Below are 18,933 nucleotides of genomic sequence, written 5' to 3' on the forward strand. Positions count from 1 at the left end.
CATCCTGGAGCGCGCCCCCGAGCAACTGAAGCCTGAGATATACGTCCTGGCCTTCAACGTATTGATCTGGCTCCGCCCGGCGACGCACTCGCCGAAATGGGAAGCCGCGTGGATTGGTCGGGGGTGGTAGAGGGCGGACCGTGGGTCGTCATGCCCACTGAGGGCTCGGTGGAACCACGTATCTGGCTACGTAATCCTGTGGTGAGGGTCCCGGGTTCGGGGGGTGTGTCGGTGGGGTCGGAAATGATGGATGCCATGACTGATGAGCCATACTCCCGGCTTGCTGCCGAGCATCTTTCAGGCGATCTCGTTCAGCGCTGGACAGCGCTCCTGCGCCCCTGCGCACGCCTGCGCCAGGCCGAAGCCGGCGAGCAGATCGTGGCTGTCCTCGGCGGGGCCCCGGAGCTTCCGGCCGGGGCCGCCTGGCCCGAGTGGCCCGGATACGGGCCCTTGTCCTTCGTCGCTTCAGTGCGGTGTGCCGCACTGCCCCGAGACGGACTTGCTGAGGAGTTCCCCCAGGACGGAACCCTGCTCTTCTTCTACTTCGACGGCCAGGTGGACGAAGACGCCTTCGTGTCCGTCGACGACCCTGAGACCTGGGCCGGGGCCCAGGTGCTGTACGTCCCGGCGAACACCCCGGTCTTGCCGGCAGACACGCCCCCTGTCCTGGAGGCATTCCCGCGCGTGGAACTCAGTGCGGAAACCGGGCAAAGCGCCCCGGACTTGTGGCTGCCCCAGGCCAGGCGCGCTCTGCTCGGCGACACTCGGCACTGGCCCCACCCCCGCGACACCCCGGCCGAACTCAAACCGTTCGTCCGCGCGTTCAGGCAGCTGCGCACCCGGATCGACCACCGGATCGGCGGCCACGCCGTGCCCGTCCAGGGCCCGGTGGAGTACGAGCTCGCGAACGCGGCACTCGGCGGCATGCACACCTGGGGCGACCGACTGCTGGACCAGGAAGCCAAACGCTGGGTTCTGCTTGCCCAGTTCGGCAGCGACAGCGAGGCGAAGATGACCTGGGGCGAGGAGGGCGCCCTCTACTGGCTCATCCGCCTCGCGGATCTCGCCGCCCACCGATTCGACGAGGCACGGCTCATCGTGCAGGGCTAGCACCCGTAAATCGTGATCATGTTGGGGCCGCCACCTGCTCGGTTTCAGTGGTTTGCTCGGGAGCGGCCCTGGGGGCTGTGCCGCTGCTGGTCAGGGCGGCCGGAGTGGTGTTGAGAGGGGTGCAGGGTGTCGGGGTCGGTTTCGAGGGCGGCGGCAACTCCGGCCGACGTGATGCGAGCGCGGGCTGAGACGGCGATGAGTCTTCCAGCTCCGTTGGTGGCACTGTGGAGTGTGCGGGACGGCCTTCTCACAGAGTCCGGTGTCGCGGTGTACTCGGCGAGGGACATCGGTGAACGCAACACCACTTACGAAGTCGCGCAGTACGCGCCAGGTTTCCTCCTCGTCGGCGATGACGGTGGTGGCCGAGGATTCCTCCTGCGTGCCGATGACCCGGACTCCGCCGTGTTCTCCTCCGGTCTGGGCGATCTGGAGCCTGCGGACTTCGACGTCGTGTCCGCGGATTTCGCGTCCTGGATCGAATCGCTCCGTCCTGCCCTGTCCTGCTGACGAAGGGCGGGGGGTCCGTGCAGGTTTCCGTTACAACCGTGAGGTTCTCATGACGATCTATTTCTATGGTGCCGACGAAGTCCCTTATGGATGCTTCTCGAACTTCTCCACTCACGGCTTCGAATTTGACGGGGTCTGGTGGCCGACCTCGGAGCACTACTTCCAGGCGCAGAAATTCAAGGGCACCCGCCACGCGGATCTCATCCGGCGTGCGCGCACGCCGCTGCGAGCGGCGGAGCTGGGCCGTGACTCGTCCAAACCTCTGCGGAGGGACTGGGAGCGGGTCAAGGACGACGTGATGCGCCGTGCGGTGGCAACCAAGTTCCGTGTACATGCCGATATCCGTGACATTCTGCTGTCCACCGGTGACGAAGAGATCGTCGAAGACACCACCACCGATCACTACTGGGGTCGGGGCAGGACCGGGAACGGAAAGAACATGCTCGGACGAATCCTGGTGCGCACCCGCCACCAATTGCGCGCCGAACTCGCCGAAGCCCTCGACGCCGATGGCCGCGGCCCAAGACCGTGAACCGGGAAACCCGTGCGGCGGGCCAAATGCGCTCCAGGTGGGACAGCAGTCGTGCGGGGCCGCTGAGCGCGAACAGTTGGCGTTGCCATAAGTCCCCCACCGCCAGCGTGTGAGGCGAAGACCGAGAGAGGAAGTAATACTTGTGGACGAGGACGAGAGCCTACGCCTTTACGGTCTCCACCCCGTCGGCACCGACCTGGACGAAGTGCGCGAACTGCTGAGAGGTCAGACGGAGCGTGAGCGACGCTCTCACGGCGCGGGCGACACCGAACTGATGAAGCTCTGCTGCGTCCAGTTGTTCAATGCCGGCGTCATCGATGACGTACTCCTCATCTGGAGCGCGAAGACCGCGAGTATGGACGCCGCGTGCTCGATCGATGTCCAGCTGCTGTGCGGACAGGGGCTCACCGAGACAAAGGCATACCTCTCACGCCTTCGTACACCGGAAGCAGAGGCGGCCCGTCAGCGGCTGCTGCAGTCCGAAGAGGCGGGCGATTTCGAGGGCTTCCGCGTAGAGGAGTACTCGGCCCAGTACACCGACTACTACGAGTGAGACACAGGTGGCCGCGATCCAAACTTCCCCACCTCGGGTGGTTTGTGTGTGGCCGATATCGAAGCCACCCTCTCGCGGAACGTCCGCTCCCACGGCCTGGGCCTCTCCAGCTACCGCGGCTTGGCGAAAGCCCACGTCCAGCCCGTGGTCACCGCGCTGGCCTACTACGTCGCCCGCATCGCCGAGTGGATGAACGCAAGGCTTCGTGGGCGTAGTTCGCCCCGCTGTGGCCGGTCCGGCGACAGCGGGGGGTTCAACCTGTCTCTCCGCGGACGGGCGCCCAAAGCCCGGTCTGGTCCCATACCCGCACTGTCTTGTCATTGCTGCCGGTGACGACGACGGGCCGGCCGTCCACCACGGCCGTCGCCAGCGACCAGATGCCGTGTTCGTGGCCGGTCTAGGTGGATCGGAGTCGGGACGTCATATCAGCACGTGCCCTTGGGTACCCGCCCGTGTCCGAGGTGCCCAACCGACGCTGCCGTTGTGCCGGGCCTGGCGTCACGAGAGTGAGGCGAGGAGCCCGGTCCCTTCCGCCAGCACTCCAGGCTGCCCGAGGGCGCGGAAGTCGGCCTCGACCGCTGCCAGGTCGAGGGCGCCGGCACGCACGGCGCGGTACCGGACGACCGACCACAGGAAGACGTCGAGGTTGTCGAACTGCGTCTCGGCCTCTATGACCTCTTCCTCGTGGAACCACACCGCGACCCGGCCGTTGGCCAGCACGACGTAGTAGTTGCCTCCTCCGTCGGCGCCGAGGGACCACACATCGTCATCGGAAAGCTCCGTCTCATAGTCGGAGTCGAGGATCTGGCAGTCGTTGGCCGCGAAGTCGAAGCCGTACGACCAGTCGTATATGTCAAGAAACCCTGCTGGCATGGTTCCCGATCGGACCCTGCGGTCGAAGCCCGCCAACGCCGCCGCGGCGTCGCGCGGAAGCCTGGTGAGGAACGGCTCGACCGGACGGGTCGACGCCGGGATGTCGACCCGCGGCTCGTCGGGGAACCAGCGCGCCAGATCGGCGTCCAGATCCCGATTCACGTACCCGGCCAATTGATCAACGGTGAGAGGCATGCGGTGAGGCTAGCTCAGAGAGAATGAGCACGGCGTCCAGCTCACCAGTCAGGTATGCGATTGCGTGGTTTCACTGACGTCTTCCCGGGATGTGTCCGCGTGATTTCACGGGCGTCTTCGATCAACTACGTAATCCACTACGCAAATTCGCAGCGGGAGGGTGCCGCGGGCATTTTTGCCGGTGGGGCGCTCTACTGTGCCGGTCATGTCTGACGATCGGTGATCGACGGACCGAAGCCGAACCCGCCGTGGTGGATGAGTCGTCGGCTGAGCAACACCCTCAACTCCTCGACTCGGCCGCCATCTTCCAGTAGGACGGGGGGCCCTCTGGCCAGCCGTCCCAGTGACTGTGCGGGGGTCGGCCCCCGCTCCTGTCGGGGCACCAACAAACAGCAGCTGTATCGGAAGGCACCGCTGAACCTCATGAGTAGACCCAAAGGGCTCCAGGCGAACGTCCTGGGCACTTTCGACAGCATCGTCATGGCCGTGGCGGGCAGTGCACCCGCGTACTCGCTCGCGGCGACCACTGCCGTGCTCGTCGGCACGGTCGGCTTCGCCGCCCCTGCCGCGCTGCTCTACTGCGCGATACCCATGTTCGGCATCGCCTGGGCGTTCAACTACCTGGGGCGACTGGACATCAACGCCGGCGCCAGCTACTCCTGGGTGGCCCGCGCCCTCCACCCCTCCCTCGGGTTCCTCAGCGGCTGGGCGCTGGTGGTCTCGGCCACGATCTTCATGGTCGCGGGCTCACTGCCGGCGGGCAGCATGACGCTGTCCCTGTTCGCCCCGGACCTGGCCGAGAACACCGCACTGGCGACCGCGGTCGGCGCGGCCTGGTTCCTGGTGATGCTCGTCGTCGTGCTCATGGGGGCGCGACTGACGGTCCACGCCCAGATGATCATGTCCGGCATCGAACTGCTCATCCTGCTCGGCTTCGCCATGGCGGCCTTGTCTCACGACTACGCGGTTGAGCACTTCTCCTGGTCCTGGCTGGGCTTCAGCCACTTCGACGGCGTACAGGGCTTCGCGGCAGGCGCGTTGATCGCGGCGTTCTACTACTGGGGCTGGGACGTCACCAGCAACCTCAGCGAGGAGACGCGCAACAGCCGCAAGACGTCGGGGCTGGCCGGCCTCATCGGCCTCGCCGTCGTCTTCGTCCTGTTCGAGGTTTTCACGATCTCGGTGAACATGCTGCTCACCGCCGACGAGATCGAGGTCAACAGCGCCAACGTCCTGGCCGTCCTCGGCGAGCGCGTCTGGCCCGGCTTTGGCGGCAAGCTGTTGATCGTCGCCGTCATGCTGTCCACCATCGCCACCCTGGAGACCACCCTGATCCAGGTGACCCGTTCCCTTTTCGCGATGGGCCGCGACCGCACCATGCCGGCCGCGCTCGGCACCTCCCACCGCCGCTACCACACGCCCTGGGTCGCGCTCGTGGCCGTCGGTGCGGTCGCCCTCAGTCTCTTCGTGGCCTCCAACTCGCTCGGTTCGGTCGGTGACATCCTGGACAGCGCAGTCGCCGCCATCGGACTCCAGATCGCCGTCTACTACGGACTGGCCGGGCTCGCGGTCGTGGTCGCCTACCGCAAGGTGCTGATGAAGAGCTGGGCGAACTTCTTGTTCGGCGGGTTGTGGCCGCTGACCGGGGCGCTCTTCATGTTCTGGATCCTCTTCGAGTCGTTGGGCGCACTCGACTCCACCGCCATCGGGATCGGCCTCGGCGCTCTCGCCCTGGGCCTGATTCCGATGGTCTGGTACCGGCGCAGCACCTACTACCGACCGCACCGGCTCGACGCCGCGAAGACCGAACAAGTCGCGCGAGAGTATGAAAGGTTGGAGCCTGTGCCTGCCTCGTCCGCCGACGACACCGTAGCCACGGACTTCTGAGGGGGCGCAGGCCATGACTCCGGGAAGCAAGACGTTCACTCCCCAATTCGATGTGACGCTCGGCGACCAGGGCCTCGCAAGAGCGCGCGAGGACATCACCATCGGTCGCTGGCAGGGGCTTCCCGGGCTACTGCAGGCCACCGGGTACGACTGGGACCGCCGCACCCACCGGATCCGCCTGCTCGCCCACGCCGCGGCCGGCACCACCGTCGCCGAGGAATGGCACACCGCCCAACCGCACACCCCGGACGCGCTGGTGCTGCGCGCGGCCACAGAGGTCATGCGCTGCTTCAACCTCGCGGTGGCCGCCGGGAACGCCGGCGACGTCGGACAGGACCGACGGGACACGGCCGTACGGTCCTGCCTCCGGGCGGCCGACGCGTACCCGCACGACCCTGTGCCCTGGGTGTCGCTCCTCACCATCGCCCGGCTCTACCCGGGCGGCCACCCCCTGGTCAACCGCTGGTGGCAGGAGCTGCAATTCCGCCACCAGGACAACCGGGAAGCCCACAACCAGATGCTGCGCCACCTCTCCGCGCGCTGGCACGGCTCACACGGAACCATGTACGACTTCGCCCGGGATGTGGCGAGCAACACTCCGGCCGGCTCGCCACTCGCCGTACTCCTGCAGGTCGCACGGGCCGAGGAATACCGCTACCGCCTCGATCACGAGGGAGACATGGCGCTCTTCCTGCGCCAGCACTGGAAAAGCGACTTGGCGGTCGCCGAGACCCGTCGCACCTGGAATTCATGGATCGTCAACTGGGACGGCGTCGACCGGGCGCAGGACGTCGCCGACCTCAACCACCTGCTGCACGCGGCATGCGAAGGCGGTCTCCACTCCGAAGCGGCGCACCTCTTCGAGCTGGTCGACGGCCGGGCCACGCCGGTGCCTTGGTCCTACTTCGGCGACCCCGCGGCCGTCATCACCAAGTGGCACCGCACCGTCCTACGTCAAACCCGCGCGGGGAGACAGGCTCAGTCCTGATGATCACGCGAGAGAAGCTGCCTGGAGTGGCAGCTGTGAGCGATCCCCGGGAGCCCCGCCGGGGCGGCGGATTCAACAAATCGTCGCAACACGAGTGTTGGGGTCGTTCATCAGGAGCCCGGCAGAAGCGCTCGGCTGGGGTGTCCCAGCCGAGCGTCTTCCGAGGCCTGCGGTTCAGCTCGGCGGCAGCGGCCTCCAGGTCCTCCTTGGCGTACTTGGAAAGATCCGTCCCCTTCGGGAAGTACTGCCGCAGCAGGCCGTTCGTGTTCTCGTTCATGCCTCGCTGCCGGGGGCTGTGAGGCTCGCAGAAGTAGACCGGGATTCCGGAAGCCGTCGAGAACGCATAGTGATGCGCCATCTCGGACCCTGGGTCCCAGGTCAGGGATCGCTTGAGGTTGGCCGGGAGGCCGCTGACGGCATCGAGCAGCGCTCTCCGGAAGAACCCGGGAGAGGACCCGTTCGGAAGGTGCACCAGCAGCGTGTAGCGGGTGCTGCGTTCGACCAGAGTGCCGATCGCTGAGCCGTTCTTCGTGCCGACGATCAGGTCACCTTCCCAGTGCCCCGGGACGTTGCGGTCGTTAGCTTCGGCGGGCCGCTGACTGATCAGGACCATCGGGTGAGTGAACCGAGGGGTCCTCTGATACGGCCGGCGGCGCCGCTTGCGCATGCTTCGGCCCGTCCGCAGGCGCCGCGAGACCTCCCGCATCAGGCCGGTCTTGGCCTGGGCATACAGAGCTCGGTAGATCGACTCGTGCGTCACATGCATCCCCGGGCGGTCCGGGAAATCGCGCCGAAGGATGTGCGCGATCTGCTCGGGGCTCCATTTCTCGTCCAACCGGGCCTGGACGAAATCCCGCAGCTCGGGGCAACGGTCGATCTTCCGGGGCTTGGGCCGCGGCAGTCGTGCCTGCGCCCGTCTGTGAGCGGTGAACGGGCGGTAGTGGGCCGGATGGTTCGGTCTCGTGTCAGGGGTGCCGTTGCGTCGGATCTCCCGGCTGATCGTTGACGGGCTGCGGTTCAGCTCGCCGGCAATTGCCCGTATCGACTTCCTCTCTCGCCGCAGATCAGCGATGCGCACCCGCTCCTCCTCGGACAGGAAGCGGGCAGAGATCGAGCGTGAGCCGTTCCGTTCCTCAGCCCGCGGATGGCGTTCGAACTCACGGGGGTCCCCGACGATCGGCTGGATCGCGGCCCGAACCGTCTTCCGTCCTGCCTTCGTGGTCTTCACGCGTGCACCGCGCCCGCTGACCCACTCCTGGCCAGTTCGACGGTTGATGCTGACGATGCGGCTGGCCTCTCTGATACTCACGCCTTCGTGTATCAGTTCGAGGAACCGCTGCTTGACCTCGGGGGGCACCCTCTTACCGTTCGGGCGCCCCCCGACTGTGCTTCTGTCTTTCATCGCCCACCCGGACGTCGGGTGTTGCGACGTTCATTAGAACCCGAGGCGACGTGGCGGGGCTCCGGACATTGAACGCGGGCACGTTGATGAGGCCATACGGCTGATGGCCCGTGGGCGTTACGAGGATGCCGCCTCGGTTGCCGCGCGGATGGCCCCCTGATCAAGAGCCTTGTCTGGAGGCCCCGAGGCCCCAGGCCCCCATGGGCCCGCTCCGGGACCAGTAGCTCAAGGTCTGCTCGAAGGCTGGGGCAATTACCGTGAATGGTTGATCCCGTGAATGGTTGATCTCAGGCCCGGCGCCACCCGGACCGGTGAGCAAACCAGTCAGCTCCTCAAGGAGCTGCTTGGTGACAGGCACCAGCCCATGCGCTGTCGGAGCGGGGCGACAGTCGCTTCTCGAATCCCGGCAGTCTGGCTCCTGAGCAGGTCGAAACTTCCCATGACGGCGTTGAGCTCGTACGGCATGCCCGCAGGGTAGCCGCACAGCCGCCCCACGGATGTTCGTTTTTAGAGCGCCCCGTGAAGGCGTCACTTCAGGCGCTTGGTGGTGGGGAGGGGCGGCCGTCCCACGGGTAGCGCTGAGACGCACGGCGGCTGTGCATACGCAGTGTGACGATCGCAGTGGACAGGTCCACGACCCGGCTGCGCTTCTCGGTGCAGCGCTGTACCTTGCCGAAGCTGTTCATCCATGCATGGGCTCCACTCCACCCACCTCATGGCCGGCCTGGATTCGGGGCGGGGACGCCTTACGGGCGATCTCGTCGGTGAAGTCCAACTCCCCGAGCGCCCAACGCGTCTTGTCCCTGTCGTAGCCGCGGTCCAGGTTCACGCTGGCTTGGGCGGGAAACCCGCCGACCTGCTCGTCGGCGGCCATGAGGGTGGGCACGAGCAGAAGGGAGTCGTGGTGGTTGGCCCCAGCCGAGACGATGCCGAGCGGGATGGGCGGTGCCCTCAGTGGCCACCGGGCGTTTCAGGCCCGGCTTGCCCCGATCCACCGGGGAGCGTCCAGCGGCCTCGCCGCCGCAGGGTCTCAACGACCTCTTACTGCTTCTGCGGCAGCTCTTCCAGCGGGGCAACTGTGCGCCCGCCGCGTACCACGGGTAGCCCTCGCACCAGCCGGTCACTCATGTGCTCGCAGAGCAGGCCCGCGTCGGCGAGGTAGAGGTCCTCACCGGGGGTGTCGCCGTGGGCGAGGAGGACTTCCGGCACCAGCAGGTCGGACAGGCCGGCGTGCGGTGCTGGGTCCTCGACGTCCAGGCCGCAGTCGTCGAGGTCGACGTAGTCGGGTACAAGGGCCCGCCCGCGCAGACGGCCTCCGACCTCGGGAAGGAACTCGTCCCACAGGATTGCCAGCGTGACACGCATGTCACCGAGTACCTCGACGTGTTGGTCGATGGAGTTGCCGAGAAAGGTCTCGACCTCGATGTCGCCCTGGACCAGGAGGTGTGAGGTGCCGGTGAGTACGAGATTGGCGACTTTCAGATCGCCGAGCACGATCAGTGACGGGCTGCCGTAGTCCAGGTTGAGAATGTTGCCGTCGACGTGGAGGTCGCCGTCGATGACGTATCCGGTGACCGCGCCGTCGATTCCCTCGTACTCGGGTCGGCCGCCCGCCTTGATCCAGGGATTCTGATGCCGGTACTGGTGGTCGTCCAACCAGAGCGAGCCGGGCAGGGCTGCGGGGCCTGGGTGCAGGATGTACTCCTCCTCGTCCAGGTTGTCGTAGGTCTCCTGCGGGAAGCCGCGTCGCTCGAACAGAGCGACCGTCTCTGCCCAAGTCTTGTAGATCGTCTCCATGACCGACACCGTAGGCGCCTGCACTGACAACCCACCCACCCCAGGAAGCCCGCACCCCCGAAATACGTGACCCGTTACGTACTTCCACTGAGGTCTTTCTCGGCGGCGTGATGGTTGCGGTGCGTGAGCATGTGCAGGTGGTGGGCTGTTGCCCTCGACGACAGACATGCGTGAAGCCCCTTGGTGGGAACGAGGTCTGCGAAGTTCCTATCCCGGTGGAGGGGCTTCACGTGCAATCCGGTATCACCGACACCGCTATCCTAGATGTCCGCAGGGGGACCGCGGAGCATCTCGCGATGCTGCTGCACGAAGTCTCGCCGGTCCGCCCGGGCCGCGAGTACGACACCACGGTGCCCGCGCCCACGGCTTGTCGACGCCGTCAACCGGCTCGCCGCCACGTGGGCGTCCCCACCCTGACCGACCTCGGCTACGAGAACATCGGCGACGGCTTCTGCAACCCCGTCAAGAAGCTCCAAGCGCGGCGAACCTACGGGCCCGAAGGGACGTTCAACGCACTGATTCACGGCATGCACGGCATGACCGAACATACGAACGCCCTCCGACACGAGGGACGACTCCCGGGCTGAGTACGGGCGGGACGACTGTGGGCTCAGGTCAGTGGGGACAGGGCGGCGACCTCCAGGCCGAAACCGACCACCAGCCGCCCGCCCGTCGCCAGCGCCACAACGGGCTCGGGGAACACGAGCCTTGGTCCGGTCTGTTGGCCGGTAGTCGGGTCCCACATCCTCACTGTGTTGTCGTGGCCGCCGGTGACGGCGACCGGGCGGCCTTTGACACGATCATGCCGAAGACCCTCGCGGGCGCGAGCACCGATCGCCTCATGCATCACGCTCACCTCGTGACCACCACTGGGGACTCGCATCGTCTCGCCGAGGCCCTCGCCGGGAAGGGAGTGGTCCCCTTGAACTGACCCCCACCCCCGGGAACACCACTGGCCACACGCCTGGGTTTCTGATGGCCACCAGCCTGGACACCCGGCCACCCACCTGGGCATCCCGATGGCCGTTGACATTTGAACTGGGCTGGCCCAACGTTCGCCGGATGGAGAGGTCCACGCCTCCGGCGCGGTCGCAGATCAAGATCCGGACCATTCGCGGGCCAGAAAGCCGCTCCCCTCCTCCTTCGAGGCTATTTCCGCTGGTCAGCAGCCCAACAACCCTGTACCACCAGCAGACGAAGCTCCGGCGCAACACCTTCGGATCGGACGCAAGCGGCGCTGCCGAGAGACAGCGGCGCCAATGGAATCCTATGGAATCTCAACAAGGCAGCAGTGAGAGCGCCGCCGTCCCACCGCAACGTCCGACTCGGCCGCCAGCCAGGTCAGCATCGGTCCGGACGCCACCGAACCTGCAAACGCCTCCGCAAGCCCCGGAGCTTGGAAAAGAGCCCCTCGCCCGAACCTGACGAGGTGTCAGCAAAGTCAGCATTAGGTCAGCAAGAGTCCTGCCACAGCCGCCCACAGACAGCCACACCGTGGAATCCCCAACCACACCGACCTGAGCCAGTCGGCTGTTTGGACGCCTTCCGGCAAGCAGGTGGAAGTCAGTGAGAATTACCCGACCGCCTTCCGCCCTGCGACCACCTACACTGACGCGTTTCCACAGGTCAGCGCGCCCTTCCCCGCGGTTTCAACGGCACCGGCGGTAGTTCCGGTGCGGGCAGTGGAGCCCCGTCATACCCCTTCACCTCCCCGAACCGGGAGCCTTCCATCCAGTCCTGACGGGCCTGTACGATCTCTTCCTGAGATCGCCCGATCCAGTTCCAGAACAAGTGGAACAGGCCTCATCGCCTAGCGGGTCACCGAGCAGGACCATCTCTGAGTCCAGTTCGGCGCGTGGGCGGGTGAGGGCTGGCGGGTCGAAGACAGCGCTGTCGAGCCGGTAGTCCTCGGTGCACAGGGTGCGGCGCTGCTTGGCGAGCAATCGGCTTCCCAGGCTCTCGGCCGGTTCACCGGATCCGTCTCCCATCCACAAGCACGCTCACGGCAAGCATCTGACGGTCACGGCACCAGAGGTATCGCCGGCTCCGGCATGCGCGGCCAGGGTGTCGCACCACGCAATCGCGCAGACGGTGTTCGCTCGCGGGCGCCGCACCATGCACAGGCCCACCATTCCGTTCACCTCAGACCTGATCCCCACGCTCCCACGCCTCAGCTTCATGCAGGACCGGCTGCTGCCCGATCAGCCCCAGATGACCGAGTTCAACGCAGCGTAGTCAGCACCAAGTCAGCACGGGAGAGGTGAGAACGGGTGATGACATGGGCTTTTAGTCAGCACCAAACCAGCACGGGAGTCAGCACGCCACCTCCAAATCATGCCCGAACAGAGCAACTCGGACAGCGCTCTCGCGGGCTCGATTGGGGCTCTCGTAGCGGCGTCAGCGACGCGGTCATGGTGGTCACACGCACCTCCGAACGCAGAACTATGGTGCCCCACCACATACGCCTCTGACCTGCAAGTTCCTACGGTGTGGCGACACGAAAACGTCCCCCGCCGACCGCCAGGAAGTGGTGCCGATGTCCTCCCCCGCGACCGCTCCCCCACCCCCCGCCAGCCTCAAGCGCATCGTCGCCGCGTCCCTCATCGGCACCACCATCGAGTGGTACGACTTCTTCCTCTACGGCTCCGCCGCCGCGCTCGTGTTCAACAAGCTGTTCTTCCCGGACTCCGACCCGCTCGTCGGCACCCTGCTGTCGTTCCTGACGTACGCCGTCGGGTTCGCGGCGCGGCCGCTGGGCGCGCTGGTGTTCGGGCACTACGGCGACCGGCTCGGCCGCAAGAAGCTCCTGGTGCTGAGTCTGTTGCTGATGGGCGGGGCCACCTTCGCCATCGGGCTGCTGCCGACACACGCGACCATCGGGTCGGCCGCGCCGGTGCTGCTCACCGTGCTCCGGCTGGTCCAGGGCTTCGCGCTCGGCGGTGAGTGGGGCGGTGCCGTGCTGCTGGTGTCGGAGCACGGGGACGCGCGGCGGCGTGGGTTCTGGGCGTCGTGGCCGCAGACCGGCGCGCCGGCGGGGCAGCTCCTGGCCACCGGTGTGCTGTCGCTGCTCACGGCCCTGCTGTCGGACGCCGCGTTCGTCAGCTGGGGCTGGCGGATCCCGTTCCTGCTCTCCGGGGTGCTGGTGATCGTCGGTTTGTGGATTCGTCTGTCTGTCGATGAATCGCCGGTCTTCAAGCAGGTGTTGGCGCAGGCCGAGGCCCGCAAGACGGACGTGGCCGCGGAGGCCGAGAAGATGCCGCTCGTCTCCGTGCTGCGGCACCACTGGCGTGACGTCCTGGTCGCCATGGGCGCGCGCATGGCGGAGAACATCAGCTACTACGTCATCACCGCGTTCATCCTCGTCTACGCCACCACCTCGGCCGGTGTCTCCAAGCAGACCGCGCTCAACGCGGTGCTGATCGCCTCGGCCGTGCACTTCGCCGTCATCCCCGGGTGGGGAGCGCTGTCCGACCGGATCGGCCGCCGGCCCGTGTATCTGATGGGTGCGGTCGGTGTCGGGCTGTGGATGTTCCCCTTCTTCGCGCTGATCGACACCGGCGGCTTCGGCAACCTGATCCTTGCGGTGACCGTCGGGCTGGTCCTGCACGGGGCGATGTACGCGCCTCAGGCCGCGTTCTTCTCCGAGATGTTCGCGACGCGCATGCGCTACTCCGGTGCGTCGATCGGCGCGCAGTTCGCCTCGGTGGCGGCGGGTGCACCCGCGCCGCTGATCGCCACCGCGCTGCTGTCCGACTACGGCAGCTCGACGCCGATCTCGCTGTACGTCATCGCCGCCGCCGTGCTCACGGTCGTCGCGGTGGCGGCGGCCAAGGAAACGCGCCACCGGGACCTGGCCGAGGTCGCACCTCCCTCCGCTCAGGGAGCGGACCGGACGGCCGCCGCCCCGCAGGATGCCCGCACCTGACCCGCGGCAGACCCGCGCCGTCCCGCCCCCGTACGGTGTGCGTACGGGGGTCAGCGCTGTCAGCGCAGTTCCGGTGCCGACAACCGGTGCAGGCGCAGGGCGAGTTGGATCTCCAGGGCCCGTGCCGGGCTCTGCCAGTCGTCGCCCAGGAGGCGGCCGACACGCTCCAGGCGCTGGGCGACGGTGTTCACATGGACGTGCAGTTCGTCCTTGGTGCGGGCGGGGCTCATGCCGCAGGCGAAGTAGGCGTCGAGGGTGCGCAGCAGTTCCGTGCCCCGTCGGCGGTCGTAGGCGACGACCTCGCCGATGGTGCGGTCCACGAAGCCCGGGATGTCCCGGTCGCCGGCCAGGAGCAGCCCGAGGAAGCCGAAGTCCTCGGCGGCGGCCCCGTCCCCGAAGCGGCCGAGGACCCGCAGGGCTTCGAGGCAGCGGCGGGCCTCCGCGTAGGCCGTGGACACGGCCTCCGGGCTGGTGGCGAGGTCCTCGGCCGGTGCGGACGCGCCGACCGTGACCGGTGCGTGGACCGCCGTGCCCAGGTGACGGGCGGCTCGGCGGGCCACGTCCGTGGCGGTGTCGCCGGAGCCCAGGGGCAGGAGCAGGACGGTGCCGCCGTCGCGGGCGGCGGCCAGGCCGTGCCCGGTGGCGGCCAGGTGGGCAGCCGCCGCTGCCAGGCGTCTGCGGGTGTCCGCTTCCTGCTCGGCGTCGGCCGCGCCGCCCTCCGGCCGCGCGGCCAGCACCACGTGTGAAGCGTCGAGGTCGGCGTGCAGCCGGGCAGCGCGCTCCCGCAGCAGACGCGGGTCCCGGTCACGGGCGTCCAGCAGGTCGTCGAGCAGCTCACCGCGCACGCGTTGCTCGGCCTCGGCGGCGGATCTGCGGGCCAGGAGCAGCAGGGACGTGACCATCGCGGCGCGCTCCAGGGTGCGCTGGTCGACCGGGTCGAGCCCAGGATGGCCCCGCAGCACCAGTGCGCCGAGCAGTTCGCCCCCGGCGGCGACGGCGGCGATCCAGTCGTCCTCGTGCAGCACCGCGTGCCCCTGCGCGCCGGACTTCTCCAGGGCTCCGGCGGGTGCGGCGGCGGCCTCGGCGAACTCCACCGTGCCGTCGAGGATCTCGGAGACGGCGGCGGCCACGTCGTGCACCCCGCCGCCGCGCAGGACGAGTTCGGCGAGCCGGTCGTGCACGTCGGAGGCACGTTCGATGACGCCGCTGCGGTCCCGGATGATCTCGTTGGCACGCTCCAGGCCGGCCAGGGCCGACCTGGTCTCGGCGAGCAGGTTGGCGGTGTCGATGGCGGCCGCGGCAAGGGCGGCGAAGGAGCCGAGCAGGGCGATCTGCTCCCGCTCGAAGACCCGGGCGCGCCGGTCCGCGGCGAACAGCACGCCGATGACGTGGTGCCCCAGCGTCAGCGGCACGCCGAGGATGGCCACCAGCCCCTCGTCCTGCACGCCCGCGTCGATGGTGAGGGTGTGCTGGAAACGGTCGTCCTTGAAGTAGTCGTCGGTGACATAGGGACGCGCGGTCTGGGCGACCAGGCCGCCGAGCCCCTCCCCCATGCCGAGCCGCAGCTGCTGGAACCTGGCCGCGACCGAGCCCTCGGTGACCCGCATGTAGGTGTCGCCGCGCTCGGTGTCGTTCAGGCTGAGGTAGGCGACGTCCGTGCCCAGCAGCGAACGGGCGCGCTGCACGATCGCCTGGAGCACGGCATCGAGGTCGCGCAGCCCGGCGAGGTCGTGAGCGGTCTCGAACAGTGCGGACAGCTCGGCCTCGCGCCGCCGTCGCCCCTCCAGCTCGGCGCGTACGCGCAGGGCGAGCAGCTTGGCCTGCCGGAGCGCGGCGATCCACTCCGCCGGGCGCCCTTCGGCCCGCGCGAGCAGTTCCGGCTGCTCGTAGGCGTCGGCCGACGCGCCCCGGGCCAGAAGCTCGAGGAACGGCAATGCGGCGGAGTGCACGTGATCGCTGGACATGCTCACAGGATTCACCATGACCGGCCGGTCCCGTCAGCCCTGTGGACAACTCCCGCGGGCGGACGGAAGCGGCTGCTCAGTGGGCGGTCCAGCCACCGTCGAGCACGAGCGAGGTGCCGGTCACGAAGGAGGCCTGCGGACCGCACAGATACGCCACCGCCTCGGCGACCTCCTCCGGTTCGATCAGCCGTTTGACGGCGCTGTCCTGAAGCAGCACTTCGGACAGGACGCGCTCCTCGGGGATGCCGTGCGCCTGCGCCTGGTCGGCCAGCTGCTTCTCCACCAGTGGGGTGCGCACATAGGCGGGGTTCACACAGTTCGAGGTGACACCGTGGGGCGCGCCTTCGAGGGCGGTGGTCTTGGACAGCCCCTCCAGCCCGTGTTTGGCGGCCACATAGGCCGACTTGTAGGCCGAGGCGCGCAGCCCGTGGACGGACGACACGTTCACGATGCGACCCCACCCCTGCCCGTACATGTGGGGAAGGGCCCCGCGGATGAGCCGGAACGGCGCCTCCAGCATCACGGTGAGCACCGTGTGGAACACCTCCGGCGGGAACTCCTCGATGGGGCGGACCAGTTGGAGCCCGGCGTTGTTGACGAGGACGTCGGTGCCCGCTGCGGCGACTTCGGCCGCGTCCAGGTCGGTGAGGTCGAGGACGTGCGGCTCCACCGTGCCGGCGAGGCCGCGCCCCTGTCCGGCCAGTGCCTCCAGGCCCGCGGCGTCCCGGTCGACGGCTCTCACCTTGGCCCCGGCTGCCGCGAGCCGCAGCGCGCAGGCACGGCCGATGCCGCCGGCGGCGCCGGTGACGAGCGCGGTGCGGCCGCCCAGGTCGAGCGGGGAGGCGTGGGGGGCCGGAAGGGCATGGGGCGCGGTCATGGTTCGACCCTAGGCAGCGCCCCTGCCCCACCCCATGTGGTCACGCCCCATAGTTCAGCTGGAGGCAGTGGGTTCGAACCATGTGGGGTCGTCCGACAGGGCCTGCTTGATCCGGAGCAGGCCGAACTCGTTCAGCTCGGGCAGCGCGTCGACGTCGAACCAGGCCACGTCCAGCGACTCGTCGTCGTTGACCTTCGCCTCCCCGCCGACGGCCCGGCAGCGGAAGGTGATGTCCATGTACTGGCAGGTGTCACCGTTCTCGTACGTCACGGGTTGCAGTGCCTGGACGACGACCACCCGTTCGGCGACGCAGCGCACGGCCGTCTCCTCGTAGACCTCCCGCACCGCGCAGGCCGCGGGCTGCTCGCCCGGGTCCGGGATGCCGCCGAGCACGGACCACCTGCGGGTGTCGGCGCGGCGGTTGAGCAGCACTCTGCCCTCGTCGTCGAAGACGAGGGCGGTGACCCCGGGGAGCCAGAGCAGCTGATGACCGGCCGAGGCGCGGAGCGTGCGGATGAAGTCGGGAGTAGCCATGTCCTCGACCCTAATGGGCCGCTTCTCGCACCCTGGCGGGATTCAGGCTGCGTGCGGACGGCGTCCGGCTACACGTCACCGGCGCGTCGCCCGCGCAGCCCGGCGCCGACGGCCCAGCCCAGTCCCCCGGCCGCGACCAGCACGAGGGCGATTTCCGGCAGGGTGCCGAGCCGGGTGGCGGGAGTCTGCGAGGACCGCAGCGGCACCTTCTGCACGAGTGAGTCGGCCACGAACATGCCGGTCTTCTGGGTGATGCGGCCGTCCGGCATGATGATCGCGCTGACTCCGCTGGTCACCGGCACGGTCACGGTCCGGCTGTGCTCGACCGCGCGCACGCGGGACATGGCGAGCTGCTGGTAGGTCATCTCGCTGCGGTCGAAGGTGGCGTTGTTGCTGGGCACGGAGATCAGCTGGGCGCCGTCGGTGACCTCGGAGCGCACGGTCCAGTCGAAGGCGGCCTCATAGCAGGTGACGAGGCCGACCTTGGCGCCGTCCATGGTGAACACGCCCGGCTTGGTGCCCCGGCTGAAGTCCTGACGCTGCATCGAGGTCCAGTTGCTGTTGATGGCGCCGATCAGCGAACGGAACGGCAGGTACTCGCCGAACGGCTGGATCTGGCGCTTGTCGTAGGTGTCGACGGGGCCCTTCGCCGGGTCCCACAGGATCTGCTCGTTGTACAGCTTGCCGTCGCGCTCGACGACACCGCCGACCGAGATGGGCACCCCGATGGACCTGGCCGCCGTGTCGATGACGGCGCGGGCGTCGGGGTTGGCGAAGGGATCGATGTCGGAGGAGTTCTCCGGCCACAGCACGAAGTCGGGTTGCGCGACCTTGCCCGCCTTGACCTCGGCGGCCAGGCGTTCCGTTTCGCGCGCGTGGTAGTCGAGCACGGCCCGCCGCTGGGAGTTGAAGTCGAGGCCGGCGCGGGGCACGTTGCCCTGGATCACCGCGACCGTGGCGCTGCCGTCCTCGGCCGTGTCGCTGACCAGGGGCCGGGCGGCGACAGCGCCCACGAGCGGGACGGCCAGGCTCAGCAGGCCCAGGGCGGCGGCGGAACGCCGTACCTCACCGGTCCGCCGCCACCGCAGAGCCAGCCGGACGACCTCGTACAGACCGAAACCGCACAGCACGACCGCGAAGCCGAGCACCGGGGTGCCGCCCACCGCGGCGAGCGGCAGGAACGCACCGTCCGCCTGGCCGAACGCGACCTTCCCCCAGGGGAAGCCGTTGAAGGGCGCACGCGCGCGTGCGGCCTCGCCGGCGATCCACACGGCGGCCGCCCACACCGGCCAGCCCGGCAGCTTCGACACGGTCGCGACGCCGGCGCCGACGGCGGCCACGAAGAGGGCCTCGATCGCCACCAGGGCGAGCCAGGGGCCCGGCCCCACCTCCACTCCGGTCCACACCAGCAGCGGCAGCAGGAAGCCGAGGCCGAAGAGGTAGCCGAGGCCCAGTCCCGCCTTCCAGCCGCGGCCGCGCAGCACCCAGCCGAAGACGGCGAAGGCCGGCAGCGCCAGCCACCACAGCGTGCGGGGCGGGAAGGAGACGTAGAGGAGCAGGCCGGAGAGCGCGGCTGCGGCGGCCGGAACGAGACGCCCGAGCCGCCGGGCCCACGTCCGCGCCCCGGGCGCGGTCCGCGGCTCCAGCTGGTCCGGCTCGCCGACGGAGGTTGCGGTGACGGTCACTCCCGGAGTCTAAGGCGCGTGACCTTGGGGCCGACAGCGCGGTCGGCGTGGTGGACTCCCTGTTCATTTCGTCACGACACATCCCCAAACCGCCCACCAGCCGT

Annotated in this window: 15 protein-coding genes and 5 pseudogenes; 9 read left to right on the forward strand and 11 right to left on the reverse strand. The window is 68.4% G+C overall.

The features are described from left to right. Positions 1-255 precede the first annotated feature (255 nt). From AB0E85_RS18520 to AB0E85_RS18535, 4 genes are all read left to right on the forward strand, one after another. Complete coding sequence (locus tag AB0E85_RS18520; protein ID WP_361928051.1) at positions 256-1,110, forward strand: YwqG family protein; 855 nt, start codon at positions 256-258, stop codon at positions 1,108-1,110. Between the two features lie 267 nt (positions 1,111-1,377). Beyond that, positions 1,378-1,617 (forward strand): hypothetical protein, encoded by a 240-nt coding sequence (locus AB0E85_RS18525; RefSeq protein WP_361928054.1) that lies wholly within the window; start codon positions 1,378-1,380, stop codon positions 1,615-1,617. Positions 1,618-1,666: 49 nt separating this feature from the next. Further along, complete coding sequence (locus tag AB0E85_RS18530; protein WP_234761239.1) at positions 1,667-2,149, forward strand: NADAR family protein; 483 nt, start codon at positions 1,667-1,669, stop codon at positions 2,147-2,149. Positions 2,150-2,291: 142 nt separating this feature from the next. Next, the gene (locus AB0E85_RS18535) at positions 2,292-2,702 is read left to right on the forward strand and encodes a hypothetical protein (protein ID WP_361928056.1); all 411 of its coding nucleotides are present in this window, start codon (positions 2,292-2,294) and stop codon (positions 2,700-2,702) included. Positions 2,703-2,955: 253 nt separating this feature from the next. Here the strand turns inward: AB0E85_RS18535 and AB0E85_RS18540 are convergent. Then, a pseudogene (locus tag AB0E85_RS18540) lies at positions 2,956-3,087 on the reverse strand (hypothetical protein); the annotation flags it as partial. 113 nt (positions 3,088-3,200) lie between these two features. Further along, positions 3,201-3,770 (reverse strand): hypothetical protein, encoded by a 570-nt coding sequence (locus AB0E85_RS18545; protein WP_361928059.1) that lies wholly within the window; start codon positions 3,768-3,770, stop codon positions 3,201-3,203. A gap of 423 nt (positions 3,771-4,193) precedes the next feature. Here AB0E85_RS18545 and AB0E85_RS18550 point away from each other — a divergent pair, with 423 nt between their 5' ends. Both AB0E85_RS18550 and AB0E85_RS18555 read left to right on the forward strand, forming a co-directional pair. After that, a complete protein-coding gene (locus tag AB0E85_RS18550) occupies positions 4,194-5,657 on the forward strand; it encodes an APC family permease (RefSeq protein ID WP_361928062.1) in 1,464 nt (487 codons plus the stop codon). Between the two features lie 13 nt (positions 5,658-5,670). After that, the gene (locus AB0E85_RS18555; protein ID WP_361928064.1) at positions 5,671-6,645 is read left to right on the forward strand and encodes a hypothetical protein; all 975 of its coding nucleotides are present in this window, start codon (positions 5,671-5,673) and stop codon (positions 6,643-6,645) included. Positions 6,646-6,772: 127 nt separating this feature from the next. On the opposite strand, the pseudogene AB0E85_RS18560 reads toward AB0E85_RS18555, so the two are convergent. The 3 genes and pseudogenes from AB0E85_RS18560 to AB0E85_RS18570 all read right to left on the reverse strand — a co-directional run. After that, positions 6,773-7,954 (reverse strand): annotated as a pseudogene (locus AB0E85_RS18560) (IS30 family transposase); the annotation flags it as partial. A gap of 621 nt (positions 7,955-8,575) precedes the next feature. Then, positions 8,576-9,075, reverse strand: a pseudogene (locus AB0E85_RS18565) (IS5/IS1182 family transposase); the annotation flags it as partial. 13 nt (positions 9,076-9,088) lie between these two features. After that, a complete protein-coding gene (locus AB0E85_RS18570; protein WP_361928067.1) occupies positions 9,089-9,844 on the reverse strand; it encodes a hypothetical protein in 756 nt (251 codons plus the stop codon). A 296-nt stretch (positions 9,845-10,140) separates the two neighbouring features. Between AB0E85_RS18570 and AB0E85_RS18575 the strand changes: the two genes are divergently transcribed. Then, positions 10,141-10,431: a hypothetical protein gene (locus tag AB0E85_RS18575; protein ID WP_361928070.1), complete on the forward strand. Its 291-nt coding sequence runs from the start codon at positions 10,141-10,143 to the stop codon at positions 10,429-10,431. A 23-nt stretch (positions 10,432-10,454) separates the two neighbouring features. Here the strand turns inward: AB0E85_RS18575 and AB0E85_RS18580 are convergent, their stop codons facing one another. Further along, entirely contained in the window at positions 10,455-10,691 is a 237-nt protein-coding gene (locus tag AB0E85_RS18580; protein ID WP_361928193.1) for a hypothetical protein, read from the reverse strand. Between AB0E85_RS18580 and AB0E85_RS18585 the strand changes: the two are divergent. Continuing rightward, positions 10,629-10,775: pseudogene (locus AB0E85_RS18585) on the forward strand (ATP-binding protein); the annotation flags it as partial. The gene AB0E85_RS18580 and the pseudogene AB0E85_RS18585 overlap by 63 nt on opposite strands. Positions 10,776-11,470: 695 nt before the next feature. Here AB0E85_RS18585 and AB0E85_RS18590 read toward each other — a convergent pair. Then, positions 11,471-11,700, reverse strand: a pseudogene (locus AB0E85_RS18590) (pirin family protein); the annotation flags it as partial. Between the two features lie 680 nt (positions 11,701-12,380). Between AB0E85_RS18590 and AB0E85_RS18595 the strand changes: the two are divergent. After that, positions 12,381-13,769 carry an MFS transporter gene (locus tag AB0E85_RS18595; protein ID WP_361928073.1) on the forward strand — a complete coding sequence of 463 codons (1,389 nt, stop codon included), beginning with the start codon at positions 12,381-12,383 and terminating at the stop codon, positions 13,767-13,769. Between the two features lie 59 nt (positions 13,770-13,828). On the opposite strand, the gene AB0E85_RS18600 is transcribed toward AB0E85_RS18595, so the two are convergent. The 4 genes from AB0E85_RS18600 to lnt all read right to left on the reverse strand — a co-directional run bounded on the left by AB0E85_RS18600 (position 13,829) and on the right by lnt (position 18,829). Next, positions 13,829-15,733, reverse strand: coding sequence for a GAF domain-containing protein (locus tag AB0E85_RS18600; RefSeq protein ID WP_361928076.1), 1,905 nt, complete (start codon positions 15,731-15,733; stop codon positions 13,829-13,831). 76 nt (positions 15,734-15,809) lie between these two features. Then, complete coding sequence (locus AB0E85_RS18605; RefSeq protein WP_361928078.1) at positions 15,810-16,610, reverse strand: 3-hydroxybutyrate dehydrogenase; 801 nt, start codon at positions 16,608-16,610, stop codon at positions 15,810-15,812. A gap of 54 nt (positions 16,611-16,664) precedes the next feature. Continuing rightward, entirely contained in the window at positions 16,665-17,144 is a 480-nt protein-coding gene (locus AB0E85_RS18610; protein WP_361928080.1) for an NUDIX domain-containing protein, read from the reverse strand. 68 nt (positions 17,145-17,212) lie between these two features. Continuing rightward, positions 17,213-18,829, reverse strand: coding sequence for an apolipoprotein N-acyltransferase (lnt, locus tag AB0E85_RS18615; protein WP_361928083.1), 1,617 nt, complete (start codon positions 18,827-18,829; stop codon positions 17,213-17,215). Positions 18,830-18,933: the final 104 nt, after the last annotated feature.

The sequence above is a fragment of the Streptomyces sp. NPDC029044 genome, assembly GCF_040637495.1.
Lineage (GTDB): Bacteria > Actinomycetota > Actinomycetes > Streptomycetales > Streptomycetaceae > Streptomyces.